At 72.0% G+C, this 24,785-nt stretch carries 24 protein-coding genes and 1 pseudogene; 19 read left to right on the top strand and 6 right to left on the bottom strand.

Going from position 1 to position 24,785, the window contains the following annotated elements:
* Positions 1-72 precede the first annotated feature (72 nt).
* The 3 genes from ABZ459_RS32900 to ABZ459_RS32890 all read left to right on the top strand — a co-directional run bounded on the left by ABZ459_RS32900 (position 73) and on the right by ABZ459_RS32890 (position 4,629).
* Positions 73-1,083, top strand: a complete 1,011-nt coding sequence (locus ABZ459_RS32900; RefSeq protein ID WP_357978746.1) for a LacI family DNA-binding transcriptional regulator — start codon at positions 73-75, stop codon at positions 1,081-1,083.
* Between the two features lie 70 nt (positions 1,084-1,153).
* On the top strand, positions 1,154-2,734 hold the full coding sequence (locus ABZ459_RS32895) for a hypothetical protein (RefSeq protein WP_357978744.1): 1,581 nt from the start codon (positions 1,154-1,156) through the stop codon (positions 2,732-2,734).
* A 2-nt stretch (positions 2,735-2,736) separates the two neighbouring features.
* Complete coding sequence (locus tag ABZ459_RS32890) at positions 2,737-4,629, top strand: hypothetical protein (RefSeq protein WP_357978742.1); 1,893 nt, start codon at positions 2,737-2,739, stop codon at positions 4,627-4,629.
* Here the strand turns inward: ABZ459_RS32890 and ABZ459_RS32885 are convergent.
* Positions 4,599-5,285 (bottom strand): TetR/AcrR family transcriptional regulator, encoded by a 687-nt coding sequence (locus tag ABZ459_RS32885; protein WP_357978740.1) that lies wholly within the window; start codon positions 5,283-5,285, stop codon positions 4,599-4,601. The two genes, ABZ459_RS32890 and ABZ459_RS32885, sit on opposite strands and share 31 nt — an antisense overlap.
* A gap of 66 nt (positions 5,286-5,351) precedes the next feature.
* On the opposite strand from ABZ459_RS32885, the gene ABZ459_RS32880 reads away from it, so the two are divergent.
* The 6 genes from ABZ459_RS32880 to ABZ459_RS32855 are packed head-to-tail and all read left to right on the top strand — an operon-like array spanning position 5,352 to position 11,870.
* Positions 5,352-6,209 carry an alpha/beta hydrolase gene (locus tag ABZ459_RS32880; protein ID WP_357978739.1) on the top strand — a complete coding sequence of 286 codons (858 nt, stop codon included), beginning with the start codon at positions 5,352-5,354 and terminating at the stop codon, positions 6,207-6,209.
* A 10-nt stretch (positions 6,210-6,219) separates the two neighbouring features.
* Positions 6,220-7,473 (top strand): ABC transporter substrate-binding protein, encoded by a 1,254-nt coding sequence (locus ABZ459_RS32875; protein ID WP_357978737.1) that lies wholly within the window; start codon positions 6,220-6,222, stop codon positions 7,471-7,473.
* Positions 7,470-8,399, top strand: a complete 930-nt coding sequence (locus tag ABZ459_RS32870; protein ID WP_357978735.1) for a sugar ABC transporter permease — start codon at positions 7,470-7,472, stop codon at positions 8,397-8,399. Before ABZ459_RS32875 ends, ABZ459_RS32870 begins: the two co-directional genes overlap by 4 nt.
* Positions 8,396-9,196 carry a carbohydrate ABC transporter permease gene (locus ABZ459_RS32865; protein ID WP_357978733.1) on the top strand — a complete coding sequence of 267 codons (801 nt, stop codon included), beginning with the start codon at positions 8,396-8,398 and terminating at the stop codon, positions 9,194-9,196. The genes ABZ459_RS32870 and ABZ459_RS32865 overlap by 4 nt, the downstream gene beginning before the upstream one ends.
* The gene (locus tag ABZ459_RS32860; RefSeq protein WP_357978731.1) at positions 9,193-10,515 is read left to right on the top strand and encodes a M28 family peptidase; all 1,323 of its coding nucleotides are present in this window, start codon (positions 9,193-9,195) and stop codon (positions 10,513-10,515) included. The genes ABZ459_RS32865 and ABZ459_RS32860 overlap by 4 nt, the downstream gene beginning before the upstream one ends.
* On the top strand, positions 10,512-11,870 hold the full coding sequence (locus ABZ459_RS32855; protein WP_357978729.1) for a carboxylesterase family protein: 1,359 nt from the start codon (positions 10,512-10,514) through the stop codon (positions 11,868-11,870). Before ABZ459_RS32860 ends, ABZ459_RS32855 begins: the two co-directional genes overlap by 4 nt.
* 31 nt (positions 11,871-11,901) lie before the next feature.
* Here the strand turns inward: ABZ459_RS32855 and ABZ459_RS32850 are convergent, their stop codons facing one another.
* Entirely contained in the window at positions 11,902-12,747 is an 846-nt protein-coding gene (locus ABZ459_RS32850; RefSeq protein ID WP_357978727.1) for an NAD(P)H-binding protein, read from the bottom strand.
* Between the two features lie 103 nt (positions 12,748-12,850).
* Here ABZ459_RS32850 and ABZ459_RS32845 point away from each other — a divergent pair, with 103 nt between their 5' ends.
* Positions 12,851-13,921, top strand: a complete 1,071-nt coding sequence (locus ABZ459_RS32845) for a WYL domain-containing protein (protein WP_357978725.1) — start codon at positions 12,851-12,853, stop codon at positions 13,919-13,921.
* Here ABZ459_RS32845 and ABZ459_RS32840 read toward each other — a convergent pair.
* On the bottom strand, positions 13,878-14,492 hold the full coding sequence (locus ABZ459_RS32840) for an NTF2-like N-terminal transpeptidase domain-containing protein (protein ID WP_357978723.1): 615 nt from the start codon (positions 14,490-14,492) through the stop codon (positions 13,878-13,880). The two genes, ABZ459_RS32845 and ABZ459_RS32840, sit on opposite strands and share 44 nt — an antisense overlap.
* A 51-nt stretch (positions 14,493-14,543) precedes the next feature.
* Positions 14,544-15,014, bottom strand: coding sequence for a pyridoxamine 5'-phosphate oxidase family protein (locus ABZ459_RS32835; RefSeq protein WP_357978721.1), 471 nt, complete (start codon positions 15,012-15,014; stop codon positions 14,544-14,546).
* 465 nt (positions 15,015-15,479) lie between these two features.
* Here ABZ459_RS32835 and ABZ459_RS32830 point away from each other — a divergent pair, with 465 nt between their 5' ends.
* Positions 15,480-17,123: a chitobiase/beta-hexosaminidase C-terminal domain-containing protein gene (locus tag ABZ459_RS32830; RefSeq protein ID WP_357978719.1), complete on the top strand. Its 1,644-nt coding sequence runs from the start codon at positions 15,480-15,482 to the stop codon at positions 17,121-17,123.
* 126 nt (positions 17,124-17,249) lie between these two features.
* Positions 17,250-17,348, top strand: a pseudogene (locus tag ABZ459_RS32825) (DUF4236 domain-containing protein); the annotation flags it as partial.
* 53 nt (positions 17,349-17,401) lie between these two features.
* On the opposite strand, the gene ABZ459_RS32820 reads toward ABZ459_RS32825, so the two are convergent.
* Positions 17,402-17,587 (bottom strand): hypothetical protein, encoded by a 186-nt coding sequence (locus ABZ459_RS32820; RefSeq protein WP_357978928.1) that lies wholly within the window; start codon positions 17,585-17,587, stop codon positions 17,402-17,404.
* 24 nt (positions 17,588-17,611) lie between these two features.
* On the opposite strand from ABZ459_RS32820, the gene ABZ459_RS32815 reads away from it, so the two are divergent.
* From ABZ459_RS32815 to ABZ459_RS32795, 5 genes are all read left to right on the top strand, one after another.
* On the top strand, positions 17,612-17,866 hold the full coding sequence (locus ABZ459_RS32815; RefSeq protein ID WP_357978926.1) for a hypothetical protein: 255 nt from the start codon (positions 17,612-17,614) through the stop codon (positions 17,864-17,866).
* A 60-nt stretch (positions 17,867-17,926) separates the two neighbouring features.
* Positions 17,927-18,370: a hypothetical protein gene (locus tag ABZ459_RS32810; RefSeq protein WP_357978717.1), complete on the top strand. Its 444-nt coding sequence runs from the start codon at positions 17,927-17,929 to the stop codon at positions 18,368-18,370.
* A gap of 103 nt (positions 18,371-18,473) precedes the next feature.
* Positions 18,474-19,604, top strand: a complete 1,131-nt coding sequence (locus tag ABZ459_RS32805; protein ID WP_357978715.1) for a histidine kinase — start codon at positions 18,474-18,476, stop codon at positions 19,602-19,604.
* Between the two features lie 5 nt (positions 19,605-19,609).
* Entirely contained in the window at positions 19,610-20,296 is a 687-nt protein-coding gene (locus tag ABZ459_RS32800; RefSeq protein WP_357978713.1) for a response regulator transcription factor, read from the top strand.
* A 36-nt stretch (positions 20,297-20,332) separates the two neighbouring features.
* The gene (locus ABZ459_RS32795; RefSeq protein WP_357978712.1) at positions 20,333-21,784 is read left to right on the top strand and encodes a hypothetical protein; all 1,452 of its coding nucleotides are present in this window, start codon (positions 20,333-20,335) and stop codon (positions 21,782-21,784) included.
* Here the strand turns inward: ABZ459_RS32795 and ABZ459_RS32790 are convergent.
* The gene (locus ABZ459_RS32790) at positions 21,732-22,775 is read right to left on the bottom strand and encodes an Lrp/AsnC family transcriptional regulator (RefSeq protein WP_357978710.1); all 1,044 of its coding nucleotides are present in this window, start codon (positions 22,773-22,775) and stop codon (positions 21,732-21,734) included. The genes ABZ459_RS32795 and ABZ459_RS32790 overlap by 53 nt on opposite strands.
* A 139-nt stretch (positions 22,776-22,914) precedes the next feature.
* On the opposite strand from ABZ459_RS32790, the gene ABZ459_RS32785 reads away from it, so the two are divergent.
* Together ABZ459_RS32785 and ABZ459_RS32780 are read left to right on the top strand one after the other, a co-directional pair.
* Positions 22,915-24,327 (top strand): alanine racemase, encoded by a 1,413-nt coding sequence (locus ABZ459_RS32785; protein ID WP_357978708.1) that lies wholly within the window; start codon positions 22,915-22,917, stop codon positions 24,325-24,327.
* Complete coding sequence (locus ABZ459_RS32780; RefSeq protein WP_357978706.1) at positions 24,324-24,770, top strand: VOC family protein; 447 nt, start codon at positions 24,324-24,326, stop codon at positions 24,768-24,770. The genes ABZ459_RS32785 and ABZ459_RS32780 overlap by 4 nt, the downstream gene beginning before the upstream one ends.
* Positions 24,771-24,785: the final 15 nt, after the last annotated feature.

The following is a 24,785-nucleotide window of genomic DNA, read 5'->3' as shown; positions in this document are numbered from 1 at the left end:
AGTGGTAGAGGGCTAGCCTCTGCTTCCAGCAAAGTGTGTAGTTCGTTCTACGAGAACCCAAAAGGACGGCGTGTGACGAGCGGACGGGTGACGATCGCCGATGTGGCCAGGCGGGCCGGGGTGTCCACGGCCGCCGTGTCGAAGGTGGTGCGCGGGGCGTACGGCGTGAGCGCGGAGATGCAGGCCAAGGTGCGGCAGGCCATCGACGAGCTGGGCTACCGCCCGCACGCCGCGGCCCGCGCCCTGCGCGGACGCACCTACACCCTCGGCGTCATGCTCTCCGACACCCGCAACCCGTTCTTCCCCGACATCATCGAGGGCATCACCGGCCGGCTGGGCGACACCGAGTACCAGGTGCTGCTCGGGCCCGGCGGCATCGAGCCCAAGACGCAGGCCAGGATGACCGACGCCATGATCGACCGGAGCATGGACGGGCTCATCCTGATCTCGCCGGTCATGACGGACGCCGAACTCGCCGCCATCGCGGCGGCCGTCCCGGTCGTCGTGGTGGGCCGGCACGGCGGCGCCGCGGACCACGACGCGGTCGTCGACGACGACGTGATGGGGGCCCGGCTCGTGGTCGACCACCTGGTCGGGCTCGGGCACACCCGCATCGCGCACATCACCCACCTGGAGCGGGCCCGCGCCCAGGGACTGCCGCACATGGTGCGCGCCGAAGGCTACCGCCAGGCGATGCGCGCCCACGGGCTCGCCGACGACGTGCTGGCCACCTCCTTCACCGAGGAGGGCGGCTTCGAGGGCGCGCGGGAACTGCTCGCCCGCGACGAACGGCCCACCGCGATCTTCGCCGGGGCCGACATCGCGGCGCTCGGCGTCCTGCGCGCCGCCGACGAGGCCGGCCTGTCGGTGCCGGAGGACCTCTCCGTCGCCGGGTACGACAACATCGGCATCGCCTCGCTCAAGCGCATCTCGCTCACCAGCGTCGACCAGGACGGACGGGTGATCGGGGCGACCGCCGCGCGCCTGCTCGTCGAGCGCATCGAGGGACGCACGCGGTCGGTGGCGTCGTCGGTGTCGCCCACGCTGATCGTCCGCGGAACCACCGGACCGCCCCGACTCTGAGAACCGTCCCGCGCCTCGGGGGACTGTCGCGGGCCATGCATTAAAACGATTCGATGGAAGGACCCCCCACGTGAGACGACTCGCTCTCCTCGCCCTTCTCCTCCCGCTGGTCGCGCCCGCGCAACCGGCCCTGGCCCAGGCGTCCGCCACGGCCTGCCCGGTCCGGGTGGACCCGGCCGCGTTCGCCTCCGAGGCCCGCCTGAGCGCCCTGGCCACGCGGCAGGGAACGTTCGGGCCCAGGCCGACCGGCTCGGCCGCGCACGCCGGCTACGTCGACTGGCTGGAGCAGGAGATGGCGGCCATCCCCGGCCTCCAGCTCTCCTCCCTGCCCTACACCATCGACCGCTGGGACGACCTCGGCACCGGGCTGACCGTCGGCGGCACGTCCGTGCAGGTCGCCGCACCCGTGCCGTTCTCCTCCTCCACCGGCGCGGGCGGCGTCTCGGCGCCACTCGTCCACCTGGCCGCGGGGACGAACATCACCGCCGCCAACGCCGCCGGGAAGATCGTCGTCCGGGACCTGCCCTGGACCAGCGTGCCCAACCTGCTGTTCTATCCGCCCACCCTCGGCTACTCCATGTACGACCCGGGCATGACGATCAACCTGCTCGGCTCGGAGTCGATGGAGGCCCCGGCCGCGGCCGACGCCGACCTCAAAGCGGCCGCCGCCGCGGGCGCGCTGGGCGTGATCGAGGTCAGCCAGCTGCCGCACGCCCAGATCAAGGACATGTACGCGCCCTACGAGGGCCTGCCGTACGGCGTGCCCGGCGCGTACGTCGGCGCCGACCAGGGCAAGCAGATCAAGGACGCGCTGGCCGCCGGGCAGCCGGTCCAGGCGTCGCTGAAGGTGAACGCGGCCTGGACGCCGACGACGACCCGCACCCTGCTCGCCACGCTTCCCGGCGGGAGCGCCCAGAAGATCGTGGTGGAGAGCCACACCGACGGCATGAGCCCGGTGTGGGACAACGGCCCGCTCACCATGATCGAGATGGCTCGCTACCTGTCGTCGCTGCCGGTGGAGTGCCGTCCGCGGACCGTGCAGTTCGCGTTCGTGACCGGCCATCTCTACCAGCACCTGACCGGTCCCGACGTCCGCGAGGGCGGCGCCGGCCAGCTCGCCGCCCAGCTCGACGCCGAGTACGACCAGGGCAAGGTCTCCTCCGTCGTCGTGCTCGAACACCTCGGCGCCAGGCGCTACGACGCGGTCGCCAGGCCGAACGGCCTGCCGGGCAAGCAGCTCGTCGCCAGCCCCACCCTCACCGAGCTGCTGTGGGTCCCCGTCAGCGAGAGCACGCCGCTGCGCGAGCTGGTCAAGGGTCACATCGAGTACTGGGACGTGCGGCGCACCGCGATCCTCAAGGGTCTGTCGGCGGCCGACCTCGCCACCGTGCCGCGCCACTGCAGCTTCGGCGGCGAGGGCACGCCGTACAACCAGCACCTGCTGCCCGTCATCGCGCCCATCGCCGCGCCCAAGACGTTGTTCTCGCCGCAGTTCGGCGCCGAGGCGATCGACCTGCCGGTGATGCGCAAGGCGTCGCTCGCCTTCACCGACGTCGTGCTCGACCTCGGCCCGATGGCCCAGTCGGCCGTCGCGGGCGACGTGACGACCATGCGCCAGCAGCGCGCCGCCGGCACGCCGGGGTGTGCGTGAGCATGGACAGAAGGGCACTCGTGCGCCGGCACAACGTCGCCGACGCCGGGTGCCCGCTGACCGTCGGCAACGGCGAGTTCGCCTTCACCGCCGACGCCACCGGGCTCCAGACGTTCGCGCCGCTCGGCACGCAGGCGCAGTGGGGCTGGCACACGATGCCCAACCCCAAGGGCCACGTGCTGGCGGACGCGCTCACCGACTACGACGGCGTCGGCTATCCCGACCTCTATCCGGCCACCGAGGCGGGCGGCTGGCTGCATGTGAACCCGCACCGCCTGCATCTCGGCCGGATCGGCCTGGACGCCGGCGAGGCCGATGCGATCGGCAGGTCGGCGCAGACCCTCGACCTGTGGACCGGCACGCTGTCCAGCTCCTTCGAGCTGGGCGGCCGGCCGCACGAGGTGGAGACGGTCTGTCATCCCGAGCGCGACCTGCTGGCCGTACGCGTCGTGGGCGGCACGGGCATCAGGATCGCCTTCCCCTACGCCAGCGACGGCTGGCACACCACCGCCGACTGGGACAGCCCCGACCGGCACACCACCACGTGCACGCGGCGCGGCTCGCGCTGCGACTTCACCCGCGTCCTGGACCAGGACGGTTACCACGTGGCCGCCGAGTGGACGGGACCGGCGCGGTTCACCTCGCCCGCCCCCCACGTGTACCTGATCGAGGGCGAGGAGCTGGAGCTGGTCGTCGAGTTCGCCCGGCACCCCGTCGGCACGGCTCTGCCGTCCTTCTCCCAGGTCCGTACGGCCGCCGCCGCCCACTGGGAGCGGTTCTGGACGCGCGGCGGCGCGGTCAGCTTCGAGGGCAGCGCCGACCCGCGGGCGCCCGAGCTCGAACGCCGGGTCGTGCTCTCGCAGTACCTCACCGCGGTCAACTGCGCCGGCACCACCCCGCCGCAGGAGACCGGGCTGGCCGTCAACTCCTGGAGCGGCAAGTTCCACCTGGAGATGCACTGGTGGCACGCCGCCCACTTCGCCCTGTGGGGCCGGCCGGAGCTGCTGGAGCGGAGCCTGCCGTGGTACCGCTCGATCCTGCCGCGGGCCAGGGCCACGGCCGCGCGGCAGGGGTTCCGCGGCGCCCGCTGGCCCAAGCAGGTGGGGCCGGAGGGCAGGGAGAGCCCGAGCGAGATCGGCGCCTTCATCGTCTGGCAGCAGCCGCACCTGATCCACTTCGCCGAGCTGCTCCGCCGGATCCGCCCGGGGGCGCTGGAGGAGTACCGGGACCTGGTGTTCGAGACGGCCGAGTTCATGGCCTCCTTCGCGGCCGGCGGGCACCTGGGGCCGCCGCTGGTGCCGGCGCAGGAGTCCTACCACGAGTCCAGGAGGTCGGTGCGGGATCCCGCGTTCGAGCTGGCCTACTGGTGGTGGGGGCTGGCGACGGCCCAGCGGTGGCGGGGCCTGCTCGGCCTCGATCCCGACCCGGAGTGGGCGCGGGTGCTGGACGGCCTGGCCCGTCCGCTGGTGCGCGACGGCGTGTACGCGGCCATCGGCGTGGAGCCGTACACGGTCAGGACCGACCATCCCTCGATGACCGGCGCGCTCGGGTTCGTGCCGCCCACCCCGCTGATCGACCCCGAGACCATGCGGGCCACCCTGCACGACGTGCTCGCCGACTGGGACTGGGACAGCGCCTGGGGCTGGGACTTCCCGATGCTCGCCATGTGCGCGGCCCGGCTCGGCGAGCCCGGCACCGCCGTGGACGCGCTGCTGATGGACGCCCCGAAGAACACCTACCTGCCCAGCGGCCACAACCACCAGTGGCCCGGCCTGCTGCCCCTCTACCTGCCGGGCAACGGCGGCCTGCTGGCCGCCGTCGCCCACATGGCGGCGTCGGGCTGCTTCCCCGAGGGCTGGCGGGTTCAGGCGGAAGGGGTGGTCCCGATGCCGTGATCGGGGCCGGCGAGCAGGGCGACCGTGTAGTGGTAGAGGTCGTCCGCCGACGACGTCAGCGTGGCGGCGCGGCCCGCGCGCACCTCCGAGGCGATGAACTCGGTGGTGCCGTAGACGATCAGCCGGGGGATCGTGGCGCGCAGCGGCGGCAGCGAGGGGTCCTCCAGCCTGGCCCGCGCGGCCAGCGCCGCCAGCATGTCCAGGAAGGGCCGGTAGGCGCTGTCACGCTGCTCGACGGCCCGCTCGCCCGCCCTGGGCAACTCCACGAAGTACGCCTGCGCGTACTCCGGGCGCTCCTGCCACCACCGCAGGTAGGCGGCCAGGCCCAGCCGCAGCGCCACGCGCCAGCGGTCGCCCGCCCCCGACGCGGCCGCTCGGATCGAGTCGATCATCTCGGGCAGGTCGCGCTCGCAGCCGGCGAGGAAGCACGCCTCCTTGTCGGTGAACTGGGCGTAGAAGGCGTTGCGCGAGACCCGCGCGGCGGCGATCACGTCGGGCACGCTCGTGGCGGCGTAGCCGCGCCTGGCGACGAGCCGCAGCATGGCCTCCACGAGGCGGTCGCGCTGCGACTCGCGCACCGTGTCGGGGGAGAGCCCGTGCCGCCCCCGGGGAAGCGGCCGGGCCGCCGGAACTTCCTTCTGTTCATCTCTTGACATCGCTCACCGATCGTACTTCCCTCTCTTAGGAGACGTTCACGTCTCCAAATATCCCACGAGGTGACCATGGAGAACTTCACTCGTCGGCAGGCGTTGCGGGCAGGGGCGCTCGGCCTCGTGTCGGCCGGATTCCTGTCCTGGACCACCGCTGCCGACGCCGCCTCCACCATCGAGACCATCTACAAGGCGACGGGTCCGTGGCCGGTCGCCACCGGCACCTCGGGCGGCCACCGGCTCTACTACCCCTCGAACCTCGGCGCGGGCGGCGTCACCCACCCGATCGTCACGTGGGGCAACGGCTCGTGGGCCACCCCCGACAACTATCCGGGGCTGCTCAACCACCTGGCCTCCTGGGGCTTCGCGGTGGTCGCCTCCACCGACACCACCACGGGCACCGGCGCCGAGATCCTCGCCGCCGCCCAGCACCTCGCCGGCCTGGACGCCGACCCCGCCAGCGTCTTCCACGGAAAGCTGAACACCGCCCAGATCGGCGCCGTCGGCCACTCCCAGGGCGCGGGCGGGGTCGTCAACGCGGCCAACCACTCCGCCGGGCTGATCAGGACCGTCGTGCCGATCGCCGTGCCCGCGCAGTGGATGGCCAGCCCGGGGGACGAGTTCTCCGTCGCCGCCCTGACCTGCCCGGTGCTCTTCCTCAGCGGCGCGGACGACTGGCTGATCTCCTCGGCCGCGACCGTACAGGGCTACTACGACCAGGCCACCGCCGGGGCGGGCCGGGCGCTGCTCAAGGGCGCGGGACACAACGACATCCAGAACACCGGCGGGGCCTTCCTCGGCTACGTGACCGCCTGGCTGAGGTACCGGCTCCAGGCCGACGCCCAGGCCCGCGGGGCGTTCGCGGGCAGCGCCCCCGAGCTCCCCACCAACACCGCCTGGCAGAACCAGGCGCTCAAGAACCTCACCTAGGAGAACCACCATGGCGGATCTGACGCGGCGCGGGCTCCTCGCCGCCGGCGCGCTCACCCTGCTCGCCGGATGCGGCAAGGACCAGCCCCGGCAGCAGGCCGCGGCCGCCGGGCCGCACGGCGAGGTCACCGTCTGGCTGCACGGCTCGCAGGACACCGGCCAGCAGTTCCAGGAGCTCGTGCACCGCTACATCGCCGAGTTCAAGGTCGACGTCAAGCTGCTCTACCTGCCCGTGGGCCAGCTCGACGCCAAACTGCTGACCGCCTTCAGCGGCGGCGCCCCGCCCGACGTCTTCAAGATCGGCCACTGGAGTTTCCCCGCCCACGCCAAGAAGCAGCGGCTCGCCCCCGTCGACACCAAGGCCCTCCCCTTGGGGAACTACGAGCCGGGCACAACCACCCCGCTCACCTACCAGGACGTGCCCTACGGCGTGCCCATCGACTTCAACCCCTGCCTGCTCTACTACCGCAAGGACCGGTTCGAGCAGGCCGGGCTCGACCCCGACAAGCCCCCGGCGACCTGGGAGGAGGTCGCCGAGTACAGCGCCAAGCTGACCTCGGCCGACCGGGCGCGGGTCGGCCTGCAGTGGCTCTACGGCGATCCGCAGTGGGCCCTCATGACGCTGACCGCCCTCGTCCGCGGCAAGGGCGGCGAGCTCGTCGCGGCGGGCGGCGGCAAGGCGTCGCTGGCCACCGAGCAGGGCATCGCCGCCCTGACGTACATGTCGGGTCTCGGCAATCCCAAGCTCTCCAACCCGCTGGGCGCGCTCGGCCTGTTCTACTCCGGTCAGGCCGCCATGGTCGTCAGCGGCGCCTTCCTCGGCCCCGCGCTGGAGAAGCTGGGCAAGGACAAACTCACCTTCGGCAAGCAGTACGGCGTCGCGCCCATGCCCACCTGGGCCGGTGGGCCGTCCGTCGTCCCCGCCTACACGTGGGGCTGGGGCGTGGCCAAGGACTCGCCCAACCAGTTCACCGCCTGGCACCTGGTCAACTACCTCCAGGGCGCCCCGTCGGTGGCCGCCAACCTCGACAACGGCATCATCATCCCGACCAAGGGCTGGCGCGAGGCCGGGCCGCGCGGCAAGTCCGAGATCATGGAGATCGTCGCCGACAGCCTGCCGCACGTCGACTTCGGCCCGATCATCCCCGGCGCGCTCGAACTGGCCAAGGCCGCGTCCGGCGCCGTCGACTCCGTCGCCCACGGCAAGGCGACCCCGGCCCAGGCCGCGGCGACCTTCGACGCCACCGTGCGACCGGTCCTGTGAGCGTGCTCGGCGCCCGGCCCGGCGGGGTGTCCGGCGGGCTGCTCGGCGGAGTGCTCGGCGGGGTCAGGGCCCGGCCGCAGGCCACGGCGGGCGTGGCGCTGACCCTTCCGGTGGCCGTCTTCTTCGTGGTGTTCTGGCTGGTCCCGTTCCTGTCCGCGATCTATCTCAGCTTCACCGACTACGAGATGGCCGGGACGCCCAACTGGATCGGCCTGGCCAACTACGAGCGCATGTTCGCCGACCCCGGCTTCCTCAACTCGGCGTGGATCACCGTCGTCTACACGGTCTGCACGGTCGTCCCGACGATCGTGCTGGCCCTGCTGGTGGCCGTGCCGCTGAGCAGGCCGGGACGGCTCAACCGCTGGCTCAGGGCGCTCGTCATGATCCCGGCCGTGATGCCGCTCGCCGCCACGTCCATGGTCTGGGTGATCATCTACTCCGACCGCGGCCTGGCCAACACCCTCCTCGGCCTGGCCGGGATCCCCCCGCAGTCCTGGCTGACCAGCTCCGGCCTGGCCATCTGGGCCCTGGTCGTGATGGTCGTCTGGAAGAGCATGGGGCTGTTCGTGATCATCCTGACCGCCGGCCTGCAGGCGCTGCCCGGCGAGGTGTACGAGGCCGCCGCCATCGACGGCTCGGGGCCGGTGACCACGTTCACCCGCATCACGCTCCCGCTGCTGCGCAGGACGCTGCTGTTCGTCCTGGTCATCTCGGTCGCCGGATCGATGCAGGCGTTCGTGCCCGCCTTCCTGCTCACCGGCGGCGGGCCCGCCGACGCCACCCAGGTGCTGCCGTACTACATCTGGGCCAACGCCTTCCCCTACGAGCACATGGGCTACGCCGCGGCCATGGGCATGGTGCTGCTGGTCGCCATGGTGATCGTCTCGGCGCTGCAGTTCGCGTTCCTGAAGGGCGGCGACGAATGAGGGTGTTGCGCGCCGTCTGGCTGATCGTCGCGGTCGGGTTCATGCTGCTGCCGGTCTACGCCATGCTCGTCGTCGCCTCGGCACCCGACGACACCGACCTGCGCGGGCTGGTCTTCAACGGCTTCCACCTGCCCGAGAACATCGGGGCGCTGTTCGGCGCGGGCAACCTGCCCACGTACCTGCGCAACAGCCTGATCCTGTGCGTCGGCACCGGCGTCCTGGACGTGATCTTCTCGGCCGCCGCCGGGCACGCCATGGCCCACCTGTCCTTCCCCGGCCGCCGCGTCCTGTTCGCGCTGGTGGTCGGCACGCTCGCGCTCACCCCGATGGTCATGGTCATCCCGGTCTTCCTCATCGTGAAGGAGCTCGGCTGGGTCAACACGTTCCAGGGCATGATGGTGCCGGGCATGATCAGCGCGTTCGGCGTCTTCCTGGTGCGCCAGTTCGCCCTCGGCATCCCGAAGGAGCTGCTGCTGGCCGCGCGGGTCGACGGCGCGGGGGAGTTCCGCATCTTCGCGCGCATCGCCGTGCCGCTGCTGCGGCCCGCGCTCATCACCCTGTTCCTGGTGCACTTCCTGGCGCAGTGGGACAACCTGCTGTGGCCGCTGATCGTGGCCAACGAGCAGGAGCTGTGGCCGCTGCCGGTGGGGCTGGCCAACTTCCAGAGCGAGGTCGGCGTCACCTACCACCTGACCACCACCGCGGCGCTGGTCACCGCCGTACCGCCGTTCGTCCTCATGGTCGCGCTGCAGCGCTACTACGTGGCGGGGCTCACCTTCGGAGGGCTGAAACGATGATCCAGGACCTGATCCCCGGCGCCGCGCGGATGATGGAGTGGATCGAGACGGTCACCGCGCGCGGCGTCCGGCGTCCCGGCTACCCGGCCGACGACTGGACCGTCGCGTGGGCCGCCGGGCGTCTCACCGAGTTCGGGCTGCGCGACGTCCGGCTCGCGCCGGTCGAGCTGCCCGTCTGGCGGCCGGTGACGGCGTCCCTGGTGGTGCGCCTGGACGCCGACCCGTCGCGGGTCGTGCGGGTGGCGGCGTCCGCGCTGCCGTACACCACGCCGAAGGCGACCGTGACCGCGCCGGTCAGCCGCGAGGTCGTGCCGGGCGCGATCGTCGTGCCCGAGTACGCCTTCACCGAGCTGCCGCAGTCCTACGTCAGGGACCTGGCGACGGCCGTGCACGACCCGGAGGGCGTCTTCGACGACCTGGTCCAGACGCTGCCGTTCCAGCTCGACTACCTCGACGTGCTCCAGGGCGTGATCGACGGCGGCGCCGCCGCGTTCGCGGGCGCGCTGACCGGGGTGCCGTGGGAGACCCGCGACTACTACGTGCCCTACGACGCCGTGCACCGCGACCTGCCGGCCGTCTGGTTGTCGGGCGGCGACTCGCGGCGGGTGCTCGACCTGGTCGACGCGGGCCCCTGCACGGGCACGCTCACCGTCGAGTCGGAGACCGGCCCGGCCGTCTCGCACAACGTGATCGGCACGCTCCCCGGCCGCTCCGACCAGTGGGTGATCATCGGCTCGCACCACGACGCGCCCTGGGCCTCGGCCGTCGAGGACGCCTCGGGGATCGCGCTGGTGCTGGCCGCCGCGCGGTACTGGGCGGCCGTGCCCGAGCGGGACCGGCCGCACAACCTGCTCTTCCTGCTGACCGCGGGGCACATGGCGCACGCCGCCGGCACCCGGGCCTTCATCGAGCAGCACCGCGGCCTGCTCGGCGACGTCGTGCTCCAGCTCCACCTGGAGCACGCCGCCCGGCGATGCGTGGTCGTGGACGGCGAGCTGGTCCCCACCGGCGACCCCGAACCCGGCTGGTGGTTCACCACCCGGCAGCCGGAGCTGGAGAGCCTGGTGGCGGCGGCCCTCGTCGCGGAGGACCTGAGACGCTCGTTCGTGCTGCCGCCGGACGCCTTCTCCCCGATGCCGCCCACCGACGGGGCCTTCTTCCACCCCGAAGGGGTGCCGCTGGTGCACTTCCTGTCGGCTCCCATGTACCTGTTCGACTCGGCCGACACCCTCGACAAGGTGTACGAGGACGGACTCGAACCGCTCACCCGGGCGGCCGTCAGAATCGTCGAAGGGACGGCCGGATGGCGTCGCGCATGATCGTCCGTACCGCGTCCGGGCTGGTCGAGGGCAGGGCGGAGGAGGGCGGCCTGGCCTTCCTCGGCGTGCCGTACGCCGCCCCGCCCTTCGGCGAGCACCGCTTCGGCGCGCCCGTCCCGCCACCGCCGTGGGACGGCGTGCGGCCCGCCGTCACGCGCGGCCCCGCCGCCCCGCAGGCGGCCGGTGCGGACATCGGCCTGTACGCGCCCGACGTCTTCGAGGCCGGCGAGGACTGCCTCAACCTCGACGTGCGCACCCCCGGCACCGGCGAGGCGGGGCTGCCCGTCCTGGTCTGGATCCACGGCGGCGCGTTCTCCATCGGCGGCAACGGGGCGGCCTGGCACCAGGGCCACCGCTTCGCCCGCGACGGCGTGGTGTGCGTGGCCGTCAACTACCGGCTCGGCTTCGAGGGCTTCCTGGCCCTGGAGGACGCACCGCTCAACCGGGGCGTGCTCGACTGGCTGGCCGCGCTGGAGTGGGTGCGCGACAACATCGCGGCCTTCGGCGGCGACCCCGGCAACGTGACGATCGCCGGGCAGTCGGCGGGCGCCGCGGCCGTCGCGACGCTGCTCACCATGCCCCGCGCCGAAGGGCTGTTCCGGCGCGCGATCGTGATGAGCGGCTCGGCCACCCTGGTCGCCGGCGAGCAGGAGGCCCGCGACCACGCCAGGGCGCTCGCCGCCCGCCTGGGGATCGCCCCGACCAGGGCGTCCTTCGCCGCGCTGCCCCCCGAGGCGCTCGTCGCCGCACAGCCGCCGCCGCTGACCGGCGGCTCCGGCGGGCTGAACGATTCGGTGCCGGTCAAGCCGGTCGTCGACGGCGACCTGATCCCGGCCGTCCCGCTGGACGCCCTGCGCGCGGGCGCGGGCGGGCACCTTCCGCTGCTGGTCGGCTGCACGTCCCAGGAGGCCGACGTGTTCGTCCGCGGCCTGGCCGCCGGGCTCGACGAGGCCGCCGCGCGGGCGGCGCTCGACCACCTCGGCGTCCAGGTGGACGAACCCGGCCTCACCCCTGCCGAGCGGGTCGGACGCGCCGTCACCCGGCACCTGTTCACCCGCGAGACGCACTGGATCCGCGAGGCCAGGCCCGCCTACGCCTACGAGTTCCGATGGGAGTCGCCCGTCGAGAGCCCGGCCGGCGGCGGACGCGTGGGCGCGGTGCACAACCTCGACCTGCCCTTCGTCTTCGACGTGCTGGACGCGCCCGGCGTCGCCCGCACGGCCGGACCGGGCGCGCCGCAGGCGCTGGCCGACGCGATGCACGCCGCCTGGGTGCGCTTCGCCCGCACCGGCGACCCCGGCTGGCCGCTCGGCGACATCATGATCTTCGACGAACCCCTCGCCCGGAGGCCGTGACCTGCCCGGCGGTGGCGGGTCCTCGCCGGCGTCAGCCGGCCGTGAAGTCCGCGCGGTGGTCGGCGACCCATTCCGCGAGCGTGCGGCCCGGCCGTCCGGTCACCGCGGTGACCGGACGCGGGACGTCGGGGACGGTGAGGGTGTCCTGCCAGTAGTCGAGCAGCATCTTCATGACGGGCTCGGGGATGAACCGCCCGGTCTCGGCACGGAACTCCGCCGGCGTGATCTCCACCAGCGGGATCTCCCGTCCCAGGGTCTCGCCGATGATCGCCACCTGTTCGGCGCGGGTCAGGGCCCGCGGGCCGGTGAGCGGGATCGCCGCCCCCACGTGATCGTCGGAGAGCAGGGTCTCGGCGGCGGCCTCGGCGACGTCGTACTCGTGGATCGGGGCCTGCGCCGAGGCGAGGTAGGGCGCCCGGATCGGTGCGCCGGAGCGGATCTGCCCGGCCCAGGAGAGCAGGTTGCCGGCGAACGTGCCGGGACGCAGGATCGTCCAGGCGTCGGCGCGCGAGGTCACGGCGGACTCGACCGCCGTGTGATGGAGCTGGCTCGCCGAGCCGTGGTCGCGCCGGAACTCCCGCGCGGCGGCGAGCGAGGACAACACGGTGAAGCGGTGGACGCCGCGGGCGGTGGCCGCGGCGACGAACGCCTCCACCCCCTCGGCGGGGAAGACGAAGGCGCGATCGACGCCGGCGAACACCTCCGGCCCGAGCGTGGTGGCGTCGGCCAGGTCGCCGGCCACCACCTCGACCGCGGCCGGCAGGCCCGCGTCGTCGGGCTTGCGGGTCAGCGCGCGTACGGCGGCGCCGCGGGCGAGCAGGGTCGTGACAAGGTGACGGCCGACGGCGCCGGTCGCGCCGGTGACAAGGATGCTCAAGGTGACTCACCTCAGGGAAGTGGTGCCGGTCCGTCCGGCCCGAACTCCAACCTAGGGAGCATTTAGGGCAATATCTGTCCACTTCCTACTAGGCTCGGTGAGTATGCCGGAACAGACCACGACCGAGCGGGCGCTGCGCCTGCTGGAGCTGCTGCAGGCCCGCCGGTCCTGGAGCGGCGGCGAGCTCGCCGGCCGCCTCGGCGTCGACGGCCGCACGCTCCGGCGGGACGTCGAGCGGCTGCGGCGCCTCGGCTACCACGTCGAGGCGCGTCGCGGCCCCGACGGCGGCTACCGGCTGTCCACGGGCAGCGACCTGCCGCCGCTGGTGTTCACCCCGGACGAGGCGCTCGCCGTGGCCGCCGCCCTGGCCTCGTCGGCCGCCAACGGCGCCGCCGGCGGCGGCGAGGTCGCGCTCACCGCCCTGGCCAAGATGGAGCAGGTCATGCCCCCCGCGGTGCGCCGGCGGGTGCGGGCGCTGCGCTCCTCGGTCGCCTTCGGCGGCACGCCGAACGCCGTGGCCGGCGCCTATCCGGCGCCGCTGAACGCCGGCGTGCTGGCGGTCCTGGCGCTGGCGTGCCGGGACGCCGAGCGGGTCCGGCTGCGCGTGATGAGCACGGAGGGGGCCGACACCGGACGGGAGTCCCCGTGCCACGTCGAGCCCGTCGCCCTGGTGCCCCGGCAGACCCGCTGGTTCCTCGTCTGCCGCGACCTCGACCGCGGCTGGCGGGTGTTGCGCGTCGACCGGATCACGGGGGCGTCGGCGACGGGCGTGCGCTTCGAGCCGGAGGAGGTCCCCGGGGGCGACCCGGTCGCGTTCGTCACCAGCCGGCTCGGCGCTCCGCCCCGCCGGCACACGGCGACGATCCTGATCCACGCCCCGATCGAGCAGGTGCAGGCGTACATGGGCGGCTTCGCCACGGACTTCGCCCCGACGACCACCGCCACCGGGCAGGCGGCGACACACTGGCGCATCGCGGACGTACGCCTCGAGGTCCTCGCCGGCGGCCTGCTCTGGGTGCGATGGCCCTTCGAGGTGGTCGACTCTCCCGAGCTCGCCGCCCTCCTCCGGGACCGGTCCGCGGCCTTCGCCCACGCCGCCGGTCTCCTGGCGACGTGCGACGAACCCGCCTTCACCGGCGAGGCCCGGCTTCGGCCAGCTCCGCCGCCAGCTTGAGTCCTTCGCCGGCGAAGAGCGGTCCTCCCTCTCCGTCGACTCGCCGCTCCAGCAGCACCAGCTGGGAGGAGCCGTCGCGCCGGGGCACGACGCGGATCTGCCGCACCTCGCTGGAGCCGATCTCCTGCAGGTCGGGATGGACCGTGTTCGGTCCCCAAACGATCTTCCAGGCGCGGTCGAAGTCGATGATCTCCAGTTGCCCTTCGTACCTGTAGGGAACCGGGCCGTCGAGGAGGACGGAGAACGTGGCGAAGTAGGTGGCGCTCTCTCCGAAGTTCAGATGGGCCTTGGGGCGAAGGCGGATCTCCTCGACGGTGATCCGCCTGGCCCGGGAGCCGCGGGTGAAGGCGTCGTAGACGTCCTCGAAGTCCCGGGGTGGCTCCACCACCTGGGCTCTCATCGCCGGGAGGTCGCCGCGTCGCCAGGCCGTCAGGAACGCGGTCGCCGTCTGCTCAGGCGATCCTTCGGTGCGTACCGCCAGGTAGACGGCTGTGCCCAGCCCGGCGAGGACGGCCAAGGACAGGGCGATGGTGGCCCTTGCCCGTCCGCAGCGGGAAGGAAATACCGACATATCGGGTGATCCTATGGGTCGAGGCCCCACCCGCGGCCATTCGTGCTCGGATCATGCCGGAGGCGTCCAGATGCGGCTGCGCAGGTCGGTGCCGCGGATCACCTGGACGCGCCAGGGTTCCAGGCGGAGGACGTGCAGCGCGGGGTCGGCGGGCGACCGCCAGAACGCCCCGAGGTCGTAACCGGCCCCGTGCGGGCTGGTCGCCCGGTAGAGGTCCCAGACGTGGCGCTTGGTCGCCAGGTCGTCGTCCCAGGAGGCCGTGGCCTCGATGGCGACCGAGCTGTTGCCGGGCTTCCAGTACGAGAAGGAGGTGTGCGGATTGCCCGCCAGGTGGGCCGCCTTGACCGGGGTCCGGTAGGTGGCCAGCCAGCCGCGCGGCTGCCCGTCCACGTTCTCCCAGACGGGGATGAGGATGCGGGTGCGGGGACGGTTCCTGGCGTCGACGGTGACCATCGTGGCGTACCGGATGGCACCGATGTAGGCGTTGAACTCGCTCTCGATCTCGGCGAAGGACGTGGTCATCGACGGCACTCCTGACGACTTCTTCCATGGTTCTCTTCGGTCACCAAGGATCTTGCGTCACCTGCGAAGACCGCGGAAGACGGCACTTCGAAGGCACTGGGTTACCGCCGGGGAACCGCTCCTGACCAGGCCCGCAGATCCGTCACGAGGTGCCTGGTCGCCCGAACGGCCTGGCGTTCGGCGGGATTATCCCCCACTTGTCGCGCTCACGCAGACGGCGATCGTGCTCGTCCATCTCGACGACGCCCGCCACCACATAACCTCGATGGCCCCGCCCGCGGACGATCAGAAGGTTGTCCAGGTCACCCCTCGGCGGGTGGGAGGTTCACTTCTTACCTTGCAGGTCGTGCGAACTTCATGCAGGTCGCCGTTTCCGTACACCTTGGTGCTCCAGGTTCAAGTCGTTCACTTTTAAAGCACGTGTCGCGGCGCCCAGCGCGCCGCGACAAGATCGGGGAGCACCACATGCGACATGCCGACTTCACCGTTCGCCGAGAACCGGCTGTCTGGCGCCACATCGCAGCAGTCTCGGTCGGCATCGGTCTGGGGCTGTTCCCGCTGGCACACAGCGCGTCGGCCGTCCCGAACGGGACGCCGCAGGCCCCGGCGTTCAGTGTCGACGGCGGTCGGTACGAGCAGGCGGTCTCCGTCGAACTGCGGGCCAGGCAGGGCGAGACGATCCGCTACACCACCGACGGCAGCATTCCCACGAAGAGCAGCCCGACCTTCGCCGGCAAGCCCATCCGCATCACCGAGGACACGAACCTGACGGCACGCGCCTTCAAGGGCAACCAGGCCGGCGCCGTCAAGTCCGAGGGGTACCTCATTCGTGAGGGAGAGCAGCCGATCGCCCGCATGATGATCGTCTCGGACGTTCACATCGGCGACTACGAGGCCGACCGCCACCGCTGGTCGTCCTACTTCGACACCATCGCGGCGGTCACGGGCACCCCGGACGCCATCCTCTCCAACGGCGACATGATCAACGACAACTGGGACGGCCGCGGCAAGGACCACCAGCTGACCGCGCGCATCTTCAAGGAGAATCTCGCGCGCAAGGGCATGAACGCCACCCAGGTCTTCATGTCGTACGGAAACCACGACGCGACCCTGGCCGAGCTCCGTGCGGGCTACCCCAAGGAGTGGTTCCCCGACTCCGGCGACGGGTACTACCGCACGGACGTCAAGGGCGTCCCGATGATCACGGTCAACACCGAGAACTACTCCCCGGCCCAGGCCACCTGGCTGCGTGAACAACTCGGCCAGATCTCTGCGGACCCCGCCTACCGCGACCTGCCGATCATCGTCCAGGGACACCGGCCGGCTCCGGGAACCGTGATGGACGGCCAGCAGACCAGCAACCCGCGCCTGACCGAGGATCTGTCGAAGTTCCCGCGCGCCGTCTACTTCTCGGGCCACTCGCACCTGAACGTGAACGACCCGCGCTCGATCCACCAGAAGAACTTCACCGCGGTCAACGACGGCAGCTCGTCGTACATCGAGATCGACCACGGCTACCAGATGCTCGACGCGGAAGGACAGCTGGCCAATCGCTTCGAGACCCCCACCGCCCAGGGGCTGGCCGTCGAGGTCTACCGGGGCCGCACCGTCGTCAACCGCATCAACCTCAACGCCGACCTCCACGACATCTACACCGGCGGGAAGTGGTCGGCGAACTGGAAGCCCCCGTTCCAGAGCGACGGGACGCTGGCCGGCAAGTCCTGGGAGATCAGGACGGCCGGCGCCGACGCCCAGGTCGTGCAGAACTTCACCTACACCGACGCCAACCGCAACCGCACGGCCCCGGCCTGGACGTCCCAGCACCCGCTGACGGCCCAGACCGGCAAGGACGGCCGGCTCGCGCTGCGCGTCGAACAGGCCGAGGACGACGAGTTGGTGTACCACTACAAGGTGCGCGTCACCCGCGCCGACAACGGTGCCGAGGTGCTCAACACCAAGGTCGCGAACCGCTTCGACGTGGTGCCCGCCGCCGCCACCATGGACATTCCGGTCCCGGTCCAGCGTGACGGCGCGAAGTACCGCGCGGAGGTCGTCGCGGTCGACGCGCAGGGCAACCAGTCGCCTGTCGCCGTGGGCGTGCTGAAGTAGTACTTTGACCCCGTTATCGACCGGCCACGGTCGATAACGGGGCTTTCTTGGAAAGCGCTGCTCCAGGCGGACGTCTCCAGCGCCCGGCGCGGGTAACGGGGACCCGGGGCCGGGGGATTCCCCATCGTGGGTTTCTATGTGCGTACCAGCCTCAGGGTTGGACCGTTCCGTTTCACCCTCAGCCAGGCCGGATTGGGGGTCTCGACCGGAATTCCGGGCCTTCGAGCGGGGATGAGCCCCCGTGGCAACGTCGTCCGTATGGGACGCGGCGCGATCTCCTACCGCACCACCGCGCCCGAGCGTGACGTGGTCATGCACGACGTCGTCAGCCTGGTCCCGGCCCGGCCGAGCGACGTCGTGCAGCAGTTGCAGAAGGCAGCAGGACGCCGGGCGTACTGGCCGTTCGCCCTGGCCGCGCTGCTCCTCGCGGGGCTGGTGACGGGACGCTTCGGCCTGGTCGTCATCGCCGTCGGGCTGCCCGGCGTGCTGTGGGTGGCGCTGCGCGACCGGGCGGCTCGCGCGGTGGTCGTCATGTACGACGCTACGTCAACGTCAACGGCGGCCCCGACCGCCGTTTCAAGAACAACGCCCGCCTGCCCGTCCTGCGGTACGGCAGGCTCACGCTCCGCAGCCACAGCGGTCTCAACCTCGTCTGGGACGTCTCCCAGGCGCCGCTCGTCCACGCGGTGGCGAATGCCCTCCACCAGTGCACCGCCGCCCGCCCGCCCATGATCCACCCCTGAGGTGCTCGGCCGGGGTCGTTGCGGAAGAGCGCCTGAGCTGGAGTGAATAGACTTGTCGTCATGTTCGACGACAAAACGCAGGAGACCCTGCGGCGCCTGCTGGACCTCGCCGAACACCCCTCCACCTCGGACGCCGAGCGGGCGCTGGCATTCGTACGGATTCGCGCCCTGGTCGCCGTGCCGGCCGACGACAGCCGCCGCAGGGCGCCCGTGGCAGGCATGGACGCCCAACTGCTCACCAAGCTCAGACCGCTGCTGCGGCACGTGGACGAGGACCTGGTCGACGAGGTGCACGGCGACCTGCACTCCTTCGGCATCCGCTACCGGCTGGTCTCGGAGGTCGCCGGTCAGCTGGCCCACATCCTCGACCTGCGCTCCCGCCTCGCCCCCGACAAACGACACCGCCACGACGACGGCGTACGCCAGACGGCGGCCAGGCTGACCTACCTCCTGGAGCGCTCCGACGGCTTTCGCACCTCCCGCTGGCGCACCAGACGAAGCTGACCCCGAGAGGCGGACCGCCGGCCGGACGAACCCCGCGGCGCGGTGCTGATCGCGTTCCTCAAGGAGTTTCCGCATGTCAGCAGCAACACCCTCTGAGGACCGGATGAGCAGCGTGAGTCGCGCCGCCGGGGTTCTGACGCCCTGGGCCGCCAGGTTCTCCGGTCTGCGGGGCGACGTCGCGGTCGCGGCGGTCACCACCGTGGCCACCCTCGGTCCGCTGCTGGTGCCCGGTCCGAAGGCGTGGTGGATCGTCGCCCTGGGCGCGCTCGCCTCCGCGCCCGTCTACTGGCGCAGGCGCGCGCCCATGGCCGTGGCGCTGTTCGTCGGCGCCGCGATGACCGTCATGGTCTTCTGGGAGAAGCCGTTCCTCCCGTTCGGCCCGCTGGTCGCCGTCTACACCATCGCCGACGTCAGTCCCACGTGGAAGCGCCTGGCCGCGATCCCGGCGATCGCCGTCATCGTCGGCGTCTCCCTGGCGCTGCCGGGGGAGGACAGCGAGATCTTCCGCCTGATCGGCACCGCCTTCGTGGCCGCCTACGCGCTGGGCACCAGCGCCCGGGCGAACCGGTCACGCACCGCGGAGCTGGCCGAACGGGCCCGTCGCCGTGAACAGGAGCACATCGCCGCGGTGGCGGAGGAACGGGCGCGGATCGCTCGTGACATGCACGACATCATCACGCACGCCGTCGGGCTGATGGTCGTTCAGGCCGAGGCCGGGCCCGTGGTCGTACGGAGCGACGCGCCCCGCGCCGAGGCGGTCTTCGACGCGATCGCCGACACCGGCAGGGGAGCGCTCACCGAGCTGCGCGGCCTGCTCACGGCGCTGCGGGCGTCGGACGTGCCGGCCGGGGAGGGCCTCGGGCCCGCCCAGCCGAGCCTGGACGGACTCGCCTCACTGGCCGAACGCAGCGGCCTGGACGTGGCCATGACCGTGGAAGGCGAGCGGCGGCGGATATCGGGCAGCCTGGAGGCCGCCGTCTACCGGATCGTCCAGGAAGCCCTCACCAACGTGCGCAAACACGCCGGGGTGCGCAACGTACGGCTGCGACTGCGCTGGACCGCGCGGGAACTGCTCGTCGAGATCGCCGACGAGGGCGGCGGGTCACGTCGCGACGGCGGCGGCTACGGCCTGATCGGCATGCGGGAACGGGCGACCGCGTACGGCGGGACACTCACCGCGGGACCGGGACAGGACGGCGGATTCCTTGTCAGAGCCGTCTTTCCGCTTGAATAGCGCGCATGCTGCGCGTGCTCATCGCCGACGACCAGGATCTCTTCCGCGCCGGGTTCGGCCTGATCCTCGGTGCTCAGCCGGACATGCTGGTGGTGGGCGAGGCGGCGGACGGTGACGAGGCGATCGCCCTGGCCGAGCGGCTGCGTCCGGACGTGGTCCTGATGGACGTGCGGATGCCGGGCAGGAACGGCATCGAGGCCACCAGGGAGATCTGCGCGACCACCGCCGCCAAGGTGCTCGTCCTGACGATGTTCGACCTGGACGAGTACGTCTACGACGCCGTCCGCGCGGGGGCCAGCGGCTTCCTGCTCAAGGACATCCGCCGCGACGAGCTGGCGCACGCGGTGCGCACCGTGGCCGCCGGTGAGGCGTTGCTGGCGCCCGCCGCCACCCGCAGGCTGCTGGAGAGCCTGGTCAGACGGCCGGCTCACGGCCCGATGCCGCGGCTGGCGGGACGCCTGGAGGCGCTCACCGAGCGGGAGCGCGAAACGCTCAGGCTGGTCGCCCGCGGGCTGTCCAACGCCGAGATCGCCGCCGCGCTCGTGGTCACCGAGCACACGGTCAAGACGCACATCAGCCGCATCCTGACCAAGCTGGACCTGCGGGATCGGGTGCAGGCGGCGGTGTTCGCCTACGAATGCGGCCTCGTGGTCGCCGGTGAGAGTGACATCGGAGATCACACTCACGACTGACGCGCCACCGGGGTGGCCGCGAGCAGCATCGTGGCCATGAAACGTGTCCTGATCGCGCTCGCCGCGGCCCTCGCCTCGGCTGTCCTGCTGCACTTCGGCACCGGCCTGCACCCCGTGGCCTGGCTGACGTGGCTCGCCCCCTTGCCCGTGCTGCTCGCCGCGCCCCGGGTGGGGGGAGGGGCGGCCTTCGCCGCGGGCGCCCTCGCCTGGCTCGGCGGGCAGCTGCAGTGGTGGCCGTACTTCACCGGATCGCTCGAGACGCCCGTCCCGGTGGCGGCCGGCCTGCTCGCCGGGCCGGCGCTGCTGTACGGCCTCGGCGTGCTGCTGCACCGTTCGCTGCTGGCCAGGCGGCGGCCGCTGTCGGCCGTGCTCGCCGTACCGGCGCTGTGGGTCGGCGTCGAGTACCTGATGGCGCTGGCCGGACCGCACGGCGCCTGGTGGAGCCTGGCCTATACGCAGGCCGACGTGCTGCCCGTCCTGCAGACGGCCTCCGTCGCCGGCGTCTGGGGGATCACCTTCCTGCTGCTGCTCGTGCCCGCCGCCGTGGCCGCGCTTCTCGCGCCGGGCGCGACCCGCCGGCTCCCCGTCGCGGTGACCGCGGGCGCGATGGTGGCGCTCGCTCTCGCGTACGGCTTCGCGCGGCTCGGCACCGGCCAGGACGGCGGGCAGCGCCGCGAGGTCGCGCTGATCTCCACCGACAACCCGCGCGACACCGCCGAACTGGACACCCCGCAGGGACGCGACCTGCTCCGGCGCTATCGCCGGGCCGTCGACGCGGCCGCCGCCCGCGGTGCCGAGATCGCGGTGCTGCCGGAGAAGACGTTCGGGACGGCCACCGCCCGCCTGCCGCTGGCCAGGCCGGGAGTGGCGGTCGTCGCCGGCGTCGCGCTCGGGACCGGCGCGACGCGGACCAACAGCGCGCTGGCCTACCCGTCCGGGGCCCGCTACGACAAACAGCACATGATTCCCGGGCTGGAGTCGGAGTTCACGCCCGGCAGCACGCTGACCATGCTCGGCCCGACCACGACGGGCCTGATCGTCTGCAAGGACCTCGACTTCCCCTGGCTGGTACGGCAGTACCGCCAGGCCGGCGCGACAGCGCTGCTCGCCCCCGCCTGGGACTTCGACGACGACGCCTGGCTGCACAGCCGCATGGCGATGGTCCGCGGGGTGGAGAGCGGGTTGTCGGTGGCACGCGCGGCCCGCCAGGGCTTCCTCACGGTGAGCGACACCCGGGGACGGGTGCTGGCCGAAGGCCGCAGCGGCATGCCCGGCGTGAACACGGTGTTCGCGGCGCTGCCGCAGCAGGGCGCCTCGACCCTTTACACCGGCCTGGGCGACTGGGCCGCCTGGTCCTCGGTCGCGCTGCTGCTCATCGGACTCGCCAGGCTCCGCGTCCGCCGCCCCGCACAGGATGCCCGTACGGTCCAGCCGTCTACGGGTGGGCCGGCCGGCGGTGCGCCAGTCCGGGCGGCCACGGATATCTGACCTTGAAGATGGACAGGAAGATCAGGATCTTGACGCCGCGCACGCCCGGGATCGTGCGGATCCGGGCGGTCACCAGCCGGTGGAGGTGCTCCTCGTCCATGTAGCCGACCTCCGCCATCAGGTCGAATCCGCCTGCGGTGGCCATGAGCCACTCGACCTCGTCCACCCGCGTGATCGCCGCTGCGATCGCGTCCAGGTCACCCTCGCAGTGCAGGCCGATGGCGGCGCGGCGCAGAGGCCCCGCCGAGCTCGGATTGACGATGGCCGCGACCTTGATGACGCCCGTGTCGATGAGGCGGGCCACCCGCTGCCTGGCCGGCGCGAGAGTGAGCCCGACCGCCTCGGCGATGCGGCCATAGGTCCGCCGGCCGTCCTGCTGCAGCTCGGCGATGATCCGCCGGTCGATCTCGTCGAGCGGAACCTCCTCCCCGTTGTCGGTCAGCACCGGCAGGACCGGGGGGCACCGCCGGGCGCCGGTCGTCTCGTCCGGAATCCGCCTGCCTGACCCGGGTGGCCAGGAGTACGCGGCCTTGAACAGGTTGAGGTAGAGGAGGGTCTCGACGTCGCGGACCCCGGGGATCACCCGGATCCGGTCGGTGAGCAGGCTGTACAGGTGCTGCTCGTCCACGCACCGCAGCTCGGCGATCAGGTCGTAGCGGCCCGCGGTGGCGACCAGCCAGTCGACCTCGTCCACCCGTGCGATCGCCGCGGCGATCGCGTCCAGGTCGCCCGCGCAGCGCAGCCCGACCGCGACCCGCAGCCGGCATCCGAAGGCGCCCGGGTTGGTGATGGCCACGATCTCGATCAGGTTGGACCTGGTCAGACGGGCGACACGTTGCCGGGTCGGCGCCTCGGTGAGCCCGACCGCCTCGGCGATGCGGCCATAGGTCCGCCGGCCGTCCTGCTGCAGCTCGGCGATGATCCGCCGGTCGATCTCGTCCAGCACGGGCCGATCTCGTGGTTCGCGGCTGTCGGGTGGTGCATCGGTCATTCGGCAATCGAAGCACGGAGGCGACTCACGCACCACATCGCTGGCACGGGTAGGTCCTTCAGCGAAAAAACTGTTCCTTCGGGGTGGTTCTGTTGAGAATCAGTTGCTTGTTCGATCTGTGCCAACTATTTTCACCAGCATGAGCGAATCCTACGACGACGAGGCGGTGGCGCTGTCGGACGGCATGCTCCGCCGGGAGTCCGGCCGTCTGCTGATCGAGGAGGTGCCGGTGGACGTCCTGGTCGAGAGGTTCTCCGCGCCGCTGTTCGTGGTTTCCGAGTCCGCCCTGCGCCGGCGGGTCCGCCGCATCCGCGCCGCCTTCGAGCGGGTCTGGCCTCATGGCGCGGTGCTGGTGCTTCCGGCGGTCAAGGCCAACCCCGTGCTCGCGCTGCAACGGGTGCTCGCGCAGGAGGGATGCGGCGCCGACCTGGTCGGAGCCGGCGAGCTGGAGGTCGCGGTCAGGGCCGGCATCGACCCCGGCCGGATCTCACTCAACGGCACCGCCAAGGATCGCACCACGATCGAGCGGGCCGTGGCGCTCGGCGTCCGCGTCACCGTCGACGACGTACGGGAGATCGAACTCGCGGTGATCGCGGCCCGCGCCCTCGGCAAGCAGGCCGACCTGCGGGTGCGCCTGCGGCCCCACTTCGAGACCGACGCCCGCATGGACTCCTTCGGCGTGTCGATCAACGACATCTACGGCACGTACAAGTCGGGCCTGCCCTATGACGACCTGGCCGAGGCCGGCCGCGCCTTGACCGCCCCGGAGCTACGGGTGAGCGGCGTGATGATGCACATGGGCCGCTACACCACCGACCTGTCCGTCATCGGCGGGTACAGCAGGCGGTTCGGTGAGCTGATCGCGGAGGTGTCGGAACTGTGGGGCGGCTGGACGCCGCGCACCATAGACGTCGGCGGCGGATTCGCGCCGCCGGTCGACGGGTTCGGCCGGGCGAATCCGGACTTCGTGCCACCGGACCCGCCCTCGATCGAACGCCATGCCGAGGTCGTCTGCGAGAACCTGGGCAAGGGCCTGGCGTCGGGCGGCCTTGACCTCGAAGAGTGCGTCCTGGAGGTCGAGCCCGGCCGCTCGCTGTTCGGCCCCTGCGGCATCCACGTTTCGACCCTGCTCAACGTGAAGCGGCAGACTCGGCCCTTCCCGTTCACCTGGTACGAGACGGACACCACGCAACTGTTCCTGTCGGAGATCCCCGACGAGGCCGGTCGTCCGCCGGTGATCCCCGTGCGCCTTCCCGAGACGGGCGACCGCGCCGAGGTCCGCGTCGTCGGCCGCTCCTGCATGTCGGACGTGCTCGCCCGCACCGCCACGCTGCCCGCCATGAGCCCCGGCGACCTGCTGGCCTTCTGCTTCACCGGCGCCTACAACGACGCGAACGCCAGCAACCTCAACCTGCTGCCCAGGCCGGCCACGGTGCTGGTGAACGGCACACACGCCCACCTGGTACGGCGGGCCGAGAGCATCGACGACCTGCTCGCCCGCGACACCGTCCCCGACCACCTCCACCACCCCGCGACCGGAGCCGCCCGATGAACGCCACACCCACCCTCGACCACGCCGGACTCACCTGCGCCGACCTGTCCGCCTCCCTCACCTTCTACCGCGACCTGCTCGGCATGCCCCTGCTCGAGACGGGCGAGGCACAGGGCCGCGCCGCGGGCATCGAGGGCGCCTGGCTCGCCTACGCCATGCTCGACGCCGGCCGTGGCCAGATGATCGAGCTGCTGGAGTACCGCGAGGCCGGCACCGCCTCGACCGCGCCGCCGGTCAACAGCCCCGGGGGCGGGCACGTCGCCCTGGGCGTCCAGGACCTCGACCTGGTGCTCGCCCGCCTCGCCGAGGCCGGCTTCCATCCGCTCACCGCGACGCCGGTCACCATGTCCGCCCCCGAACTGGGCCGCTGGGACGGCGCGAGGCTGGTGTACGTGCTCGACCCCGACCGCCATGTGATCGAACTGGTCCAGTTCGCCGCCTAAGTGCTCCGCCAGGTC

Origin of the sequence: Nonomuraea sp. NPDC005692 (assembly GCF_040631115.1) — a bacterium.
Lineage (GTDB): Bacteria > Actinomycetota > Actinomycetes > Streptosporangiales > Streptosporangiaceae > Nonomuraea.
The sequence above is the reverse complement of the archived record's forward strand: the minus strand, read 5'-3'. Positions and strand labels throughout refer to the sequence as shown.